Origin of the sequence: Maricaulis sp. D1M11, from assembly GCF_047308265.1 — a bacterium.
Lineage (GTDB): Bacteria > Pseudomonadota > Alphaproteobacteria > Caulobacterales > Maricaulaceae > Maricaulis.
Genome location: NZ_JBKQWY010000001.1, coordinates 712416 through 728078, shown reverse-complemented (window position 1 = coordinate 728078; position 15663 = coordinate 712416). Strand labels below are relative to the sequence as shown.

At 58.7% G+C, this 15663-nt stretch carries 16 protein-coding genes and 1 other RNA gene; 6 read left to right on the top strand and 11 right to left on the bottom strand.

The annotated features are described in order from the left end of the window. Positions 1-22: 22 nt before the first annotated feature. The 3 genes from RMQ97_RS03465 to RMQ97_RS03455 all read left to right on the top strand — a co-directional run bounded on the left by RMQ97_RS03465 (position 23) and on the right by RMQ97_RS03455 (position 2324). A complete protein-coding gene (locus RMQ97_RS03465) occupies positions 23-379 on the top strand; it encodes a winged helix-turn-helix transcriptional regulator (RefSeq protein ID WP_413659437.1) in 357 nt (118 codons plus the stop codon). A 103-nt stretch (positions 380-482) separates the two neighbouring features. Further along, complete coding sequence (locus tag RMQ97_RS03460) at positions 483-1265, top strand: LytR/AlgR family response regulator transcription factor (protein WP_413659436.1); 783 nt, start codon at positions 483-485, stop codon at positions 1263-1265. A 108-nt stretch (positions 1266-1373) separates the two neighbouring features. Beyond that, positions 1374-2324, top strand: coding sequence for an MBL fold metallo-hydrolase (locus RMQ97_RS03455; protein ID WP_413659435.1), 951 nt, complete (start codon positions 1374-1376; stop codon positions 2322-2324). A 51-nt stretch (positions 2325-2375) separates the two neighbouring features. Here the strand turns inward: RMQ97_RS03455 and RMQ97_RS03450 are convergent, their stop codons facing one another. The 7 genes from RMQ97_RS03450 to RMQ97_RS03420 all read right to left on the bottom strand — a co-directional run bounded on the left by RMQ97_RS03450 (position 2376) and on the right by RMQ97_RS03420 (position 6746). After that, on the bottom strand, positions 2376-4223 hold the full coding sequence (locus RMQ97_RS03450; protein WP_413659434.1) for an MBL fold metallo-hydrolase: 1848 nt from the start codon (positions 4221-4223) through the stop codon (positions 2376-2378). 104 nt (positions 4224-4327) lie between these two features. Continuing rightward, positions 4328-4738: a MarR family winged helix-turn-helix transcriptional regulator gene (locus RMQ97_RS03445; protein ID WP_413659433.1), complete on the bottom strand. Its 411-nt coding sequence runs from the start codon at positions 4736-4738 to the stop codon at positions 4328-4330. A 91-nt stretch (positions 4739-4829) separates the two neighbouring features. Next, positions 4830-5207 carry a hypothetical protein gene (locus tag RMQ97_RS03440; RefSeq protein WP_413659432.1) on the bottom strand — a complete coding sequence of 126 codons (378 nt, stop codon included), beginning with the start codon at positions 5205-5207 and terminating at the stop codon, positions 4830-4832. A 9-nt stretch (positions 5208-5216) separates the two neighbouring features. After that, positions 5217-5807 carry a 5-formyltetrahydrofolate cyclo-ligase gene (locus tag RMQ97_RS03435; protein ID WP_413659431.1) on the bottom strand — a complete coding sequence of 197 codons (591 nt, stop codon included), beginning with the start codon at positions 5805-5807 and terminating at the stop codon, positions 5217-5219. Positions 5808-5842: 35 nt separating this feature from the next. Then, a non-coding RNA gene (ssrS, locus tag RMQ97_RS03430) (6S RNA) lies at positions 5843-6001 on the bottom strand. 34 nt (positions 6002-6035) lie between these two features. Further along, positions 6036-6428, bottom strand: a complete 393-nt coding sequence (locus RMQ97_RS03425) for a cell division protein ZapA (protein ID WP_413659430.1) — start codon at positions 6426-6428, stop codon at positions 6036-6038. 6 nt (positions 6429-6434) lie between these two features. Then, the gene (locus RMQ97_RS03420) at positions 6435-6746 is read right to left on the bottom strand and encodes a DUF4164 family protein (protein WP_413659429.1); all 312 of its coding nucleotides are present in this window, start codon (positions 6744-6746) and stop codon (positions 6435-6437) included. 185 nt (positions 6747-6931) lie between these two features. On the opposite strand from RMQ97_RS03420, the gene RMQ97_RS03415 reads away from it, so the two are divergent. Continuing rightward, positions 6932-7513, top strand: a complete 582-nt coding sequence (locus RMQ97_RS03415; protein WP_413659428.1) for a hypothetical protein — start codon at positions 6932-6934, stop codon at positions 7511-7513. Between the two features lie 37 nt (positions 7514-7550). Here the strand turns inward: RMQ97_RS03415 and RMQ97_RS03410 are convergent, their stop codons facing one another. After that, on the bottom strand, positions 7551-8561 hold the full coding sequence (locus RMQ97_RS03410) for a glycosyltransferase family 2 protein (protein WP_413659427.1): 1011 nt from the start codon (positions 8559-8561) through the stop codon (positions 7551-7553). Positions 8562-8730: 169 nt separating this feature from the next. Between RMQ97_RS03410 and RMQ97_RS03405 the strand changes: the two genes are divergently transcribed. Both RMQ97_RS03405 and cysQ read left to right on the top strand, forming a co-directional pair. Continuing rightward, positions 8731-10485, top strand: coding sequence for an SLC13 family permease (locus RMQ97_RS03405; protein ID WP_413659426.1), 1755 nt, complete (start codon positions 8731-8733; stop codon positions 10483-10485). Positions 10486-10500: 15 nt separating this feature from the next. Beyond that, on the top strand, positions 10501-11298 hold the full coding sequence (gene cysQ, locus RMQ97_RS03400; RefSeq protein ID WP_413659425.1) for a 3'(2'),5'-bisphosphate nucleotidase CysQ: 798 nt from the start codon (positions 10501-10503) through the stop codon (positions 11296-11298). 204 nt (positions 11299-11502) lie between these two features. Here cysQ and cysN read toward each other — a convergent pair whose 3' ends face one another. The 3 genes from cysN to RMQ97_RS03385 all read right to left on the bottom strand — a co-directional run bounded on the left by cysN (position 11503) and on the right by RMQ97_RS03385 (position 15657). Then, the gene (gene cysN, locus RMQ97_RS03395) at positions 11503-13398 is read right to left on the bottom strand and encodes a sulfate adenylyltransferase subunit CysN (protein ID WP_413659424.1); all 1896 of its coding nucleotides are present in this window, start codon (positions 13396-13398) and stop codon (positions 11503-11505) included. Beyond that, the gene (gene cysD / locus RMQ97_RS03390) at positions 13398-14366 is read right to left on the bottom strand and encodes a sulfate adenylyltransferase subunit CysD (protein ID WP_413659423.1); all 969 of its coding nucleotides are present in this window, start codon (positions 14364-14366) and stop codon (positions 13398-13400) included. Before cysD ends, cysN begins: the two co-directional genes overlap by 1 nt. 160 nt (positions 14367-14526) lie before the next feature. After that, a complete protein-coding gene (locus RMQ97_RS03385) occupies positions 14527-15657 on the bottom strand; it encodes a DegT/DnrJ/EryC1/StrS family aminotransferase (protein ID WP_413659422.1) in 1131 nt (376 codons plus the stop codon). Positions 15658-15663: the final 6 nt, after the last annotated feature.

The window sequence follows — 15663 nt, the reverse complement described above, 5'->3', positions numbered from 1 at the left end:
CTATTGGAGCGAGGACAGATGAATGACAGCGACACTTTCTGACACATCCGCCGCGGAGGACGCGCTGGAGGCCACACCCTGTCCGATGCCCCAGATCGCCCAACTGATCGGAGGCAAGTGGAAGCTCATTGTTCTCCAGATCCTGATCTTCCAGGGCACCCACAGGTTCAATGAGTTACGACGACGGGTCGGCGACATCACTCAGACCATGCTTACCTCGCAATTGCGCGCACTGGAGGCGGACGGGCTGGTAACACGAACCGTCTATGCGGAAGTGCCTCCCCGCGTGGAATACTGCGCGACCGAAACGGCACGCGGTCTGATCCCGATGTTCAAGGCCATGCATGCCTGGTGGCGGAGTGTCGACAGCAAGACCTGAGGAGAACCGGCTCAAGCTCACAACCATGTGTGATCACTGTGATGCCCGCTCCTGCTTCTGGTAACGCTATCTTTCGCCGAACAAGTTGTTTGACGTACACCCGATGCCAAAGCTTTCTGTTTTCCAGAACCCTGTTTTTCGCCTGAGCGCCCTGGGCTGGGGCGTGACGTTCCTGGGTTCCTTTATTCATTGCGGCCTGTTTCATTCCGCCATTCAAGGGCATGCCTATGATCCGTTTGCCGGAGTGTGCTGGGTCCTGCGCGAATGGGGACCGCTCGCGTTGATCACCCCCCTGATCTTCATGGCGCTCGAATGGGCCGAGACGAACACCATACCTCTGACCACCCGGCTTTTGGCCCTGGCCAGTTTGATCATGACACTGGCCTTGTTGCGTTCGGGTCTGGGCGTCCTCCAGGACGGCGTCGGCTGGATAGAGGGCCTGATCTACATACTACCCAAATACATGACCGCGGCCCTGCTGGTCCTGTGCGGCTGGAAACTGGTCCTGCAGCCCCGATCGGACAAGTCGCTGTCAGCCGAACCACCTCAAACGCCCCCTACGCACACCATTCTGTGTGAGCAGGGATCGCGCAAAATCTCGATCCGCGTCGATGAGGTTCACGCCCTGCATGCGGCCGGCAATTATGTTGAAGTGCGAACGCATCAGGCCTGCCATCTGCTTCGAAGCTCGCTGGGAGACCTGGAAGCCCGCCTGCCCGATCAGGAGTTTTTACGGGTTCATCGCTCCCACCTGATCCGGCGCAGCCAGCTCCAGCACGTACGCCCGCACCGCAATGGCAATGCCCTCGCCATACTCAAGAGCGGGATCGAGATCCCTGTTAGCAAATCAGCCTATCAGAGCTTGCGACGCGCCGGACAGATCTGATCCACCCGGACAATCGACCCACATTTCGGACATTCGTCCCGGCCCGATTTCATTCCGTCATTCTGCTCGCCAATCTTCGGATCTCATCACGATCCGGAGATTTGCCCCATGACATCTGCCCGCACCGCCCATCTTTTTCTTGACCGTCTGTCTCCCAACCGCCTGACGATTTGCTTGCATGGGCTTGTTGCTGCGCTGCTCACCGTCACGCTTCCCACAACAGCGGATGCCCACCGTCGCCACCAAACTCCGCGCGCACAGACACCCGTCTGGTTCACCCATGCCGCGCTGGGAGACGGGATCTGGACCATCAGCGATAATGGTGTGGACCGCATGTATCTGGTCGAAGGACAAACACATGCGCTGCTGGTCGACACCGGCGTCGGGTTTGCCGACATCAACGCCTATGCCCGTAGCCTGACCGACCTGCCGCTTCTCGTGGTGAACTCTCACGCCCATCCGGATCACGCGGGCGGAAACACCGATTTCCACCACGTTCACCTGCATGCCGATGAACCGGAAACCCTGGCGCACTTCACGTCGAAAACGAATATGAGACACACCTATAATGCGTTTCTTGACCGCCCTCTCCCCGAGAGGCTGGCCCGGCTGGAAGCAGACGATTACCCCGAACTTACCTTGATCCAGGAGGGGTTCGTCTTCGAGCTGGGCCAGCGCAATATCGAGGTCCTGCACACTCCCGGGCATACCCCCGGCAGTATCGTCCTACACGACCTCGGCTCGGGCGCCATGTTGACAGGCGACACAGTGATCGGCCGCGCCTGGCTCCACCCCCCGCTGGCAACCTCGGTTGAGGACTTCCTCATGGGCCTGGAACGCATTGAGGCCCGCAAAGACCGCATTACGCGCTTCCTGCCCGGGCATGGCGAACCTTTGCCGGTCGAGTTTCTCGACAGTCTGATCGGTACAGCCGAAGCGATTTTGAGCGGAGCGTGTGAGGGGGAATCCCACACAACACATATCGGCGCGGCCCTCCTGTGTGAATATGAGGGCGCGGGGATCGTTTTCGACCCGGAACGGATTCATAATCCGGACTGACGTCCAACGCGGAAACGGCCCTGCACTGCAGGGCCGCACTCCGCTGAAGGATTACTGCGCGGGCATAGCGGGGTGTTCACGCCCCGCGATCTCGACAAAGACCGTGAAGGCGAACGGGTCGAAAAACTGGTTGAGGCTGGCCAGACGATCGGCCGCTTCCTGGCGCAGCCGGGTAAAGCTGGCATCGCGTGGCCAGGCCCGTTCGGCAGCCAGGGCCGTTTCAAGCGCCAGTTCCAGATCTCCGGCCTCGATCATGCGCCGTACGGCCCGACGTGTCTCTCCGGCGTCCAGCTCGAAGTATTCAGCCAGTGCGCGTTCCCGCTCAACCAGACCAATCACGTCGAGCCCTTTAGGTGCAAGGCCGGTGCTTTCTTCCTGCCATATACCGGTCAGGCTGTCGGCCAGGCGCCGAATAAACGCATCACGACTGGCGACATACGGCAGATACGCCGCCTCATGCCCCAGCATGTCTGCGGGAATGAGATTGGCCCGGATAATATCTTCCGCACTCTGACCCTCCAGTAGGCGGGCGCGGCTTTGAGTCTCCAGCCAGGACAGGGCCTGGCGAATGGCGACAAGGTCAGTCGTGTGCGGATACATGACCGTGATCCCGTAATGGCCATGATAAATGTCATTGACCGGCAGACTTTCCAGGGTCTGCAAAGTCTCGAGCGCGCCCAGAACGCTGCCCTCTTCAACCCAGGGCTCTCCGAAGAAGGGCATCAACACATCGCCTGAAAACACCAGATCCAGATCGCGGATCATAATCAGGATCGCATCCTCGGTTTCGCCGCCAGGTGTCGGCAAAAACTCAATCTGTATACCGGCGATTTGGGCTGTCGTGGCACGATCAATCGCGACGTCCGGGGCGTAGGTGGCAATCCAGTCATGGCTGTAGAAGGTGCTGCGGAATTGTTCATACACATGACCGCGCATCGACCGGCCCTGTGCCTGTGCATGACCGGCATGTCCCCAGAAGCGGGCCTCCGGAAAACGCCGACGCAACACGGTGTGACCACCAATATGATCCCAGTGCGCATGAGTGATCAGAACATCACTCACTTCCGGCAAATCAGGATGTGCATCATAGAGATCCGCAAGCGCCGATTCGACTGCAAAAGGCTGGGTGCCGGCATCGATCAGTATGAGCCCATCCGTTCCCCGAACGGCATAGAGGGTTGAAAAACCGTACCCCTGAAACGCCCAGACCTGATCTTCGCGCACCGTCTCGACCCAGGGTGTCGGCGCAAACTGCAGTCCAGCATCCCGGCTGGTTGCAAACCATCCAGTCGACAAGGTCTGTGGCACCCCGTTTTCATAACCCGCCAGACGTGTCATCTCCGCGGCCGCCTGTGTCTGCCCGGTTCGACCATAGATCTCGCCCAGATACCGGTAGGCCTCGCGGTAAAAACCGGGCAGTGGTTCTGTTTCAGGACGGTCCACAAGCCAGCGAAGGTGTTCAACCGCCGCTTCACGCCGCCCGAACAGAGTTGGCAATTGTGCAAACACTACCCCGGCGGACCAATGCGCCAGCGGGTTTTGGCCGTCCACGATGGCGTTCGCCTCGTCCAGCACATCAATGGTTTCATTCACCCAGAACGGACGCTGAAGAAGCGGCACACGATTGGCGCGACTGCCGCGCATCAAGCCGTAGGCCGCGAGATAGGTCGAACGGGTCAAGGGACTGAGCGTGTCACCGTCACGCTCCAGCACCCGCTCGAAGAGTACGATCCCGATATCCTCCTGCCCCTGGGCAATATAGCCATTGGCCAGCAGGAATATCAGGCGCGGATCCTCCATGGTTCTGTGCTGCAGCACGGTTTCGTAGAAAGCGACCGTGTGATGGACCGGTCGACCGGCACGCTCGGGAAACACGGCCCCCATCTGATGAGAGCTCACCAGCGCCTCCCCCGTCTGGGCATGAAGCGGGGGAACAGACGCAAATATTAACGTGCATATACACACTATAAGTCGAAGAGACATGTCTTGTCCTCTCAATGGGTTCAGTCGCGCAATTGCGCTGTCAAAGTCTGGAGATTTCGGGCCACCGGTTCACCGAGCCTGGCCAGGTATCGGGACTGAGCTTCACGCCACAAAGGCAAGGCCTCTGAATGGAGATCCCGACCCGACGCGGTCAAGATCATCGATTTGACTCGACGGTCCTCAGTGGCCTGCGTTTCGACCAGGCCACGCCGCGTCAGGGGTGTCAGGTTCCGGCTCAGCGTGGTGCGGTCCAGATCGGCGTGTTCTGCGAGCGCGCTCAGGGGCATCGGCCCCATCCCCTTCAACAAGGATAAAAGGGTGAATTGCCCCACTGTGAGACCCACAGGTTTCAGAGCTGCCTCGTAAGCCGAGGTCAGGGCACGCGCGGTGCGACGAATATCCTCACACATACAGTCTTGGGGATTGAGCATAACGGCCTCCATAAAGTGCATATGCACCTTATGTGCTCATCATGCAACCGCCTGACCCCAAAAACCGGTCACCGTCGTGTAATCAAAGCCCTCAATCGCAACACTTCAACCCGACCCACTGGATAGCCTCCTCGCGGTTCAGGAAGGGTTCGGTTGGCGTGCCCGTGCTGGTCGCAACACTGGTAACAATGACAGAAATGGCAGCTTGGTCATTCTCCCGTGCCACAAATCCGAGCTTGCTGCCTTGTGGCAGGTCATGGCTCAGAACAGTCACAGGATCGATCAATGTCACCGGATCCACATTGATTTCTGCATTGCGAACATCAATCACCACCCCGCGCACCTTACGGCCCAGTGCGAGTTCGAGCAGCCGGTCCCTCGACGCACGGACCTCTGCAAGGTCGACCGAGCCCGTGTGAGTGAGCACAATGGCGCAATCATCGCCGACATACTCAATCTCAAAGCTCATGCATGCCCCCTACGCATCACCCTGTCGTACGGCCCGGCAGTCCAGCCACTTACCTTGGGACGTCACGACGAAATCAAGTGGAACATCATGCCGTTCCACCGGAATGTCTTCTCTTATCTGCATCTCCCACGCCACGCCAATGGTAGCGATATCATTTTTCATGCGTGCCTGTGACAAAGTCGCATCATAATAGCCCTTGCCATACCCCAGACGATGGCCCGCCGGCGACACTGCGACCAGGGGCACGAGCACCAGATCAGGATGCCGGACAGGCGCACTCTTGCAAGGCTCATGTACGCCAAACCGCCTCTGTTCCAGCCGATCTCCCGGCTGATAGCGTCGAAAAACAAGCCCATGCGGGTCGGATTGCATGCACGGAAGAGCGAGTTCATGGCCATTTTCATGCAGGTGCTGCATCAGCGGGCGCGGATCGAGTTCTGAGCCCAGCGGCCAGTATCCTCCGACACACCGGACAGTCCCCAGCGTCGGCCGATCCGACCAAGCCCTCACCAGATCAACCTCGGCGTCTTGCGAGGCCGCCTGCCGCTGCGCCAGGACCTGGCGTCTGATCGAATGCTTGAGAGTGGCCGGATCGCTCATGCCTGCCCCCTGATATCATCGCAGGGGGTTGAGGTGGCGGCTCCACCTGCGCCGTAAACCCGTGTGTATCCCCACAGACCTGACGATGCAGGTGGGCGCCGCGTAAACGGGACCACGGTCCCAGACAGAGGCAGCTCCCTCATGGAGATGTAAGGTCGGTAGGATAAACGAGCTCTCGCACGCTGCAGATAACCGCCATCACCTATGTGGCGGTTTGTGGAGCCAAGCTCAAGTTCGAGCATCTGCAAAGAGCGGGGGAAGATCAGCTTGCTCGACAGAATCAACCAAGGTTTCCAGCCGCTCGGCCACCTTTATGAGACGTTCGGCAGCGGTCGCACGATCACTGATCAGCTGGTCCTCGAGGCCTTGTCCCTCATGGCGCAGGCGATCCACATGGGCTTCAAGCCCCTCGACACGCTTCTCGCTCTCGCGCAGCTCGTCCACCACCACGAGGGAGGCCATCAGCAGGAGACGCAAATCACCGATCTGGCCGACCTGTCCGGCCATGCCGGAAACCTTGTCGTCGAGATAGGCGGCCAGCTCACGCAGATAGGCTTCCTGACCGGGCTCACACCCGATCGTAAACGCCCGACCGTTCAAACTGACTGCGACCTTGGACATACGCGTCTATTCCGCCTCGAACACCTGTCTCAATTCTTCAATGGCACGATCCAGCGCATCTGATGCGTCCTGGGCCGCCGACTGCAATTCCATTTCCCGCGCACGGGACGCATCCAGGGCAGCAGCCAGACGCGCCCGATCATCCGCGGTGGAATGGGTGACCTCGCGCGCAATCTCAGCCGCTTCTTCTGCGGTCTGGGCGCTATCGGCGCGGGCTCTCAGTTTGTGGGTCAGCCCCTCGACACGAGCAAGGGCCTGGTCCAGCCGCTGAGCAGCCGCCTCCAACGGGTCTTCGGCTCCACCGGCATGCATGTTCATTGCACTAGAATCAGCTGTGTCGGGCAAAAGTTCAAGCCATCCATGAAGTTTTCCTCAAAATCGCCTTGATTCCGAGCGACCGGGGGGGAGTGGATAAAGTGTCATCCCACACCGATTGACCTAACCTCAGGAACACGCCAAACAAGAGCTTCGCAGATCTGCAAGAAGGCCGGACAACGCCAAGAATGTTTAGTTTACCGGACTGGGCCTATTACCCGTTCGCCGCGCTCGTGACCATCGGCATGGTCACCGCTGCGCTAAGCGGACGGCAATCTACCTATCGCTCCCCCGAAGAAATCCGGGCGGAGGGCATTTCCGTATCCGGCGATGAACTGGCCGGAATCGTGCTGGGCAATGGCTTGTCAGCTGAATTACTGCGGGACGGTGAAGAGAGTTTCCTGCGCATCGGTGCCGCTCGCGGTCCGTTTGATGGCATTCGCTCAGCCGGTGCGTTTTTCCGACTATCACCCTCCCAGACCGAAGCCGTACAAGGCCATTCGGTGCGCATCACCTATACGCTGCGGCAGGCCGATGAAAACGGCGCTGAAGGGGTTCGCCTGGCCTTCTTTGTGCCCGGCATTGGCCAAAGCGCCTGGCAACGCTTCGAAGTCGGCGCAGATTACGCACCACAAAGCATCGAGGTCACCGCAAATTCCTGTGACTGGACCCATGCGCTGATGGGGATGTGGCCGGACTGGGACGGCGATGCCACCCAGATCGACGTCCAGAGCGTCACGCTGGAATTGCTCGAACCGCTCAATTGCTGACCTTTAGACGCAACGGCACGCGAAGTTCACAGCGCGCCTACTCGCGTGGTTTCAGCGGTCGAATATGTGAGGCCCGGGTTAAAAGGCGAATCGGGTTCCAGGCCATCATGCGCAAGAAGGGCCAGACTGCCACGACTCGTTTCGCCTGAATTTCCCGGCGCTGTTTCCATACACGTTCACGATCGGCCCAGGCATCGCGAATGGCCCGGGCAAACACACTCCCTAAACCAAACCGGTAGGCCGACAACCACATCAGCACGGTCAGACCAATGTGAAGGGGCGCCAACACCCACAGCGCCCAACCGGGCATGTTTTTCATGAACACCCAGGCCCGGTTTCTCACGCCATGATAGGTGGCAAACTCAGACCGGCGCCCTGAAGACGCATATCCCAGATGGGCCACGTCCGGCTCTGATAGCTGGATAGCACGCTCTCCAATCGCCCGGGCCCTAAAGGCCAAATCGACATCCTCATTGTAGCAGAAAAAACTCTCGTCAAATCCGCCCAGACGCTCGAACAACTCCCGCCGGATCAAGGTCATCGCACCGCAAGGGCCAAACACCTCACCCGTTGGCGGACGGTGTTCTTCGCTGCGGCCATAACCGGAACGATAGGCCAGCCCGGCCAGATGATAGACATCACCCGTACCATCCAGCACTCCTGCATGGCCTGCAGCGGTCTGAGTACAGCCAAACAGTCCGACATCACGATAGGTCCGTGTCGCCGCTTCAAGCCGTTCCAGCCAGTCAACTGACGCAAAGGCGTCCGGGTTCAGCAGAACGAGCCAGTCGCCCTGCGCGTCGCGTGCGAGATGATTATTGCCGCCCGCAAAACCCAGATTGGTGTCACTCTCCACAAAGCGCAGCCCCGGCAGGTCGTCCGGCATATCAGACGACACGAGTCGCTCACCCTGGGGTGATCCGTTCTCCAGCACCCAGACCTCATCCGCCGGACGCGTTTGGCGCGCCAGAGCCGCTAGGCATTCCGGCACGGTGTCGCGGCTGCGAAACGCCACGATCAACACTGAAAATCGGTCCTGTGGGTCCATGTGCTTCATCCGCTTGAGTATGCAAGGAGGCATAACTGCCCAGGGCGCGGCAAGTTAGCGCGTTCCGTTGGCGGAAAACATGTATAAGGCTGCATAATTAAACAGATTTGCCTTGGAATCCATCTGTTTTGCGATACCACTGACGCGGGGCCAGAGGGGGACGGCCAAAATGCTAGCAGACGGGCTGGATACAGGCTGGCTGACGACGGGATTGAGCCTTGTCTCGATCCTGGCTCTGGCGGCCGCCCTGGGATCAGGCCGCTGGCCTACAGCACGCATTTTCGCAAGCTTTACCGCCTTTGTTCTGCTGACCGGTCTGATTGAGTTCGGCACGGCGATTTCGCGTATCACCTCACCAGCCATTATCGCGGTGACAGCGTTGGTGATCATCTCGGCGGCGCTCTCCAAACTCCCCGGCATTTCAACCGTATTGTTCGGACGCAAGAAACGCGGTCCGAAACTGACCCTGATCCGTTTTTTGGGATCGACCGCCCTGGCCTCTGCAGTCACGCCCAACACAGCCGTGGTGGGAGCCCTCATGGGCCCGGCCTCCCGGCGCCCGAACATGTCGGCCCACCGCCTGCTCCTGCCCCTCTCTTACATGTCACTGGCAGGCGGCATGCTGACACCGTTTGGCACCTCGGCCAGCCTGATGGTGACGGGCGAAGCAGCAGCGCGCGGCGTGAACCTCAACGTGCTGGACTTTCTGCTTCCGGGCCTGTGTGTCGTTGTGCTCGTCTATCTCACATTGGTCCTGGTATCGCCTCTCCTGCTCACGCCACGCGAGAAGAAGGATGAGGCCGAGGACGAGATTTTCTACGTTGAGGCGCGCATCGACGAGGGCTCACCGCTGATCGGACGTTCGGTCGCCAAAAACCAGTTGCGCCATCTCGACAGCTTCTTCCTGGCCGAGCTGATCCGCGGCGACCGGGTGATCACGCCTGTTTCGCCAGTTCAACATATTCAGCAAGACGACCGCCTGATTTTTGTGGGCAATATCAATCACATTGATGAATTGCGCGGCATCAAGGGCCTGACCATCGAGGGGTCACCGCGGTCTGACGCACCTGGCGAGATCTATCACGCCGTGATTGCGATCAACTCTGTAATGGATGGCAAGACACTCAGAGAGATCGATTTCCGCGCGCGCTTTGATGCATCTGTTTTGGCTGTGCGTCGCGGGGACGAGCGCTTGTCGGGCAAGCTAGGCGATATTCGTCTACGCAGCGGAGATGTATTGATCCTGGCGGCGGGCCCTGACTTTCGCAACCGGGAAAATCTGCGGGCGAACCTACACATCCTCGATGTCAACAATCCCAATCCCGTGACGCTTCCCACACGTGATAGCTGGTTATTGCTAAGTGCGTTCAGCATCTTCCTCGCGCTGGCCCTGTCCCAAGTCATTCCCTTTGCTGCAACAGCCTTGGGGCTTGCGACCCTGGTGATCGGCATGAACTGGGTGTCTCCGCGTGAAGCTCGGCGTATCTTCCCCTTCGACCTCGTCATTATCCTCTGGGGCGCCATCCTGCTCAGCCTGCTGGTTCAGCAATCCGGTCTGGCCGGTTTGGCAGCCGGCGCCATTGCCGATCTGACGGTTGGCTTCCCGCCCTTTGTGGCCCTGGCCGCCATTTTCTTTTTTGCCTGGGTGATGACCGAGCTATTTTCAAATGCCAGTGCGGCGCTCACCGCCTTTCCGGTCGCCATGGATACCGCGATACGGCTCGACCAGGCCCCCGAGGCCTTTATTCTGGCCACGGCCTTTGGCGCCAGCGCCAGTTTTCTTCTTCCGTTCGGGTATCAGACCCATCTCATGATCATGACCCCCGGACGATATCGCCTGACCGACTATCTGCGCCTTGGCGCGGTGGTTTTTACCGCCTATGCGGTCGGGGCCCTTATCGCCCTGACGCTGATCCATCTCTGACCACTAGGGGACCTCATGTATACGTTCGACGATAAAAACAAGCTGGCCTTTGCTTTCGCGCAAATCTGCAGTGAAGCTGGTGTGGCCATCATGGATATTTATCAGACCGACTTCGAAACGCGGGGCAAGGATGACAAGTCCCCGGTTACTGATGCGGATGAAGTTGCCGAGAAAATCATCCTGGAACGGTTGGAAGCTCTACTGCCGGGCGTTCCGGTTCTGGCTGAGGAAAGCTTCGCCGCAGGTTTCCGTCCCGAGATTGGCAGCGCCTTCATCCTCGTGGACCCGGTGGACGGCACCAAGGAATTCATCAACAAGAATGGCGAATTCACTGTCAACATCGCTCTGATCGAGGATCGCGTGCCAACAGCAGGCTGTGTCTTTGCCCCCGCCATGGATCGCATATTTGTTGGGGGCACCCAGGCTTGGGCGGGCCCGCTCAAGGCCGGTGACACAGTCGAACAGGACAAACTGGAACCGATTACAACCCGTGACCCCAAACCCGGTGCCCTCACCGGCGTGATGAGCCGTTCTCATGCGGACGAAAAGACGATGGCCTTTGCCGATACTGCTGGCGTGTCAGAGAAGGTCTCCGCTGGATCCTCTCTCAAATTCTGTCTGGTGGCGGACGGTTCGGCGGATGTCTATCCGCGCTTTGGCCCGACCAAAGAATGGGATACAGGCGCTGGCCATGCCGTGCTCAACGCGGCCGGCGGTGCCGTACTGACCCCGGAGGGCGACGCCTTTCTCTATGCCAAGGAAGACACCGATTACCTCAATGGCGCTTTTGTGGCCTGGGGCAAACGGCCATAACGTCATCGCCTAGAGCTTTGTGCGTGCCCCCATCACTCGCTCGATGGAATGACACAGGCCCTTTCGTATGAAAACACCTCTGCTGGCAAACCTATAGGTCGATGGCTCGGCCGCCCGCCGGTCTTGTACAGGGGCATCACCAAACAAAACGGGCGCGACTGGAGATCCAGTCGCGCCCTTTTGTGTTCGAGAAGCAATCAGGTCCTAGCCCAGCAGGCCTTGCTGTTGCAGATGCGCGATGACCTGGTCAGCGGCTTCCTCGGCAGAGATGGACGTGGTGTCGATACGAATCTCCGGATTTTCAGGTGCCTCATAAGGGCTGTCAAAACCGGTGAAGTTCTTGATCTCACCCGCCTGGGCCTTCTTGTAGAGGCCTTTCGGATCACGCTGCATGCAAACCTCCAGCGGCGTGTCGACAAAAACCTCGATGAACTCGCCCTCATCCACCAGTTCGCGCACCATGCGACGCTCTGAGCGGAAAGGAGAGATGAAGGAACAGGTGACAAGCAAGCCGGCCTCCACGAAGAGCTTGCCGACTTCACCGATACGGCGAATATTCTCAACCCGGTCTTCATCGGTGAAACCAAGGTCGCGGTTCAGGCCATGACGCACATTATCGCCATCCAGCGAATAGGTGTGGTGACCGGCAGCAGCCAGCTTGCGTTCGACGATATTGGCCACGGTCGACTTGCCTGCACCCGACAGACCCGTGAACCACAGGACAGCCGGCTTCTGGCCCTTGATCTTGGCCCGGTCTGCTTTGGCCACATCCATCGCATGCGTATGAATGTTGGAGGCTCGGCGCAGACCAAACTCGATCATGCCCGCACCCACCGTCTGGTTGGTAAAGCGATCAACCAGGATGAACGACCCCATGTCTCGGACTTCGTGATAGGGATCAAAGGCGATCGGACGCGCTGTGGACAGATTACAGAAACCGATACCGTTCATCTCCAGTGTCCGACTCGGCTGTTTCTCATAGGTATTGACGTCAACGCGGTGCTTCAGTGCGGTCACGGTTGCTGGCGTCGAAGCGGTACCGATTTTCAGCAGATAGGAGCGGCCCGGGAGCAGGTCCTCTTCCACCATCCACAACACCTCGGCCGCAAACTGGTCGGTCACTTCCGGACGTGCATCGGCTGCAGAAATCACATCCCCGCGGGAGATATCGATCTCGTGATTGAGCACGAGGGTCACGGCATCGCCGGCCTTGGCCACATCCAGATCGCCATCCACGGTGACAATGCGCTCGATATTGGCAGCCACACCCGACGTCGCCACGACGATCGGATCGCCCGGACGGATCATGCCGGACACGACCGTGCCGGAATACCCCCGGAAATTGAGGTTCGGGCGGTTCACCCACTGGACAGGCATGCGGAATGGCTGAGTCTCGACATCACTGTCGATATCAAGATCTTCCAGATGCTCCAGCAGGGTCGGGCCATCGTGCCATTCCATCGCCTCGGAGCGCTTCGTGACATTATCGCCAAAACGAGCCGACATCGGAATCGGAGTGATCGTCTCAAAGCCCAGGCTTTCGGCGGACTTGAGGTATTCCGCCACGATCTCGTGGAAGCGGCCGCGCGAATGTTCGACCAAGTCCATCTTGTTAACAGCCAGGACGATGTGGCGGATGCCCATCATGCGCGCAATGTAGGTATGGCGCAAAGTCTGGACGAGCACGCCCTTGCGCGCATCGATCATCATCACAGCCACGTCTGCAGTGGACGCACCCGTCGCCATATTGCGTGTGTATTGCTCGTGACCCGGTGTATCGGCCACGACGAATTTACGCTTCTCGGTGGAGAAGAAACGGTAAGCCACATCGATCGTGATGCCCTGCTCGCGTTCGGCCTCGAGGCCATCAAGCAGAAGTGCGAAATCCATCTCGTCGCCGGCGGTGCCGTGCTTGCGGCTGTCTTTTTCCAGAACATGAATCTGGTCTTCAAACAGCAGTTTGGAATCGTACAGCAGACGACCGATCAGCGTGGATTTGCCGTCATCGACAGAGCCACAAGTCAAAAAGCGCAGAACACCGCGTCCACCCGCATGGGTCAAACGGTCAAGAACATCATCGCGTGTTTCTTGGGTATCCATTAGAAATAGCCCTCGCGCTTCTTCTTCTCCATGGAACCCGCCTCATCATGGTCGATCAGGCGGCCGGACCGCTCGGACGTGCGGGCGGTCAGCATTTCCAAAACAATATCTTCCAGTGTGGTGGCGTTAGACTCGATCGCACCGGTCAACGGATAGCAACCCAGCGTCCGGAAACGCACCATTTTCAGCTCAGGTGTCTCGCCCTCTTTGAGCGGCAGACGTTCGTCATCAACCATGATGGTCTGGCCATCTCGCTCGACCACCGGACGGTGACCCGCATAATAGAGCGGAACAATCGGAATCTGCTCTTCCAGGATGTATTGCCAGATATCCAGCTCGGTCCAGTTGGAGAGCGGGAAGACGCGGATGGATTCACCCGTCTTGATCTTCGTGTTGTAGTTCGCCCAGAGCTCGGGACGCTGGTTTTTCGGATCCCAGCCATGATTGGTGTCGCGGAAGGAGAAGATCCGCTCTTTCGCGCGGGATTTTTCTTCATCGCGACGCGCACCGCCGAAGGCGGCGTCGTATTTGTGCTTGTTCATCGCATTACGCAGCGCTTCGGTCTTCATGACCTGGGTGTGCAATTGCGATCCGCTGTCGAACGGATTGATGCCTCGCGCGACACCATCCTCATTGATCTCTACCCGCATTTCCAGGCCCAGCTCATCACGAATGGCATCGCGGAACGTGATCATGTCGCGGAATTTAAATGTCGTATCAACATGCTGCAGCGGGAAAGGCGGGCGAGACGGATAAAACGCCTTCAGCGCCAAGTGCAGCATGACCGCACTGTCCTTGCCGATCGAGTACAGCATGACAGGGTTTTCAAACTCGGCCGCCACTTCGCGGATAATGTGAATGCTTTCGGCTTCCAGCGCCTTCAGGTGCGCCGAGAGCGGACGCTCACGCGTCCAGCCAGACTTGAAGCGTTCGGCGTAGTCCCGAACCGTTTCCTGGATATTACTCATGTCTTCCCCTGCCGAACTGTGAACGGTCAAAACCCCAGTTGTATGTGACCACCGTTCGTCCCGGGCGGAACATGTCGAAGCACAAGGGGATTGTCACCATTTACTCGCGAAGTTTATGTCCTTTTTGCAGTAAGATGCTGCAGGCTAAAGGACGTCTGCACTAAGATGATAAAACCCGTGTGACACTCTCGCAGACTTTGGAGATCATCACTGCATCTAGATCAGGATGCATGGGTAAGGACACCACGCGGTGACACACGTCCTCCGTCACACGCAACCCCTGCGGGGCAAGCGGATATTTGGCGTAAGGAACGTGCTGGTGCAAGGGGATGGGGTAATAAACGGCTGTCGGAACGCTGTTTTCCATCATGCCTGACCGGAATGCATCACGATCTTCCACTTCGATAGTGTACTGGGCCCAGGTCGACTGTCCGCCCTTGATGACCATCGGAGTCTTGATCTGGGGTGGCAATTGTTCCGCATAGGCATCTGCAACACCCTGGCGCAGGCGGATTTCTTCGGCAAACACCTCTAGCTTGACCAGCAAAATAGCCGCCTGGATCGTGTCGAGACGTGAATTGAGGCCGATACGGGCGTACTCGTAGCGCTCCTTGCCTTCGCCATGAACACGCACGGATTTCATCACATCGTAGAAATCATCATCCTTGCACAAGAGCGCCCCGCCATCCCCATAAGCGCCCAGCGGCTTGGCCGGATAGAAGCTGACAGTCTGGACATCCGCCCAGTGCAGCGGCGACTGACCATTCAGCGTACAGCCAAAACCCTGGGCGCTGTCAGATACCAGTTTCAAACCATGCGTATCGGCAATCGTGCGCAGCGCCGGGTAATCTGCCGGCTGACCGAAGAGGTCGACCGCAATAATCGCTTTCGGCGAGAGGTCTCCGTCAGCCTTCACCGCTTCGATGGCCGCTGACAGACTTTCCGGGTCCATATTGTAAGTCGCTTCATCAATATCGACAAAGACGGGCGATGCGCCTGCGAGCACCACCACTTCTGCGGTCGACGCGAAGGTGAAGCTGGGCACGAATACCGCATCACCGGGACCAATGCCCCAGGCCATCAGCGGGATCAGGATGGCGTCGGTGCCATTGGCGCAGCTCAAAGTGCGCCCCACACCATTGAATTCCGCCAGCTTGGCCTCAAGCTCGGCGACCTCCGGCCCCAGAATGTATCGCCCTTCGTCCAGGACTTTCATGACAGCCGAATCCAGCTTGTCCTTCAAACGGGCCCGTTGGGCCTTGAGGTCGATAAAGGGGATCATCTGAGACATGGTCGG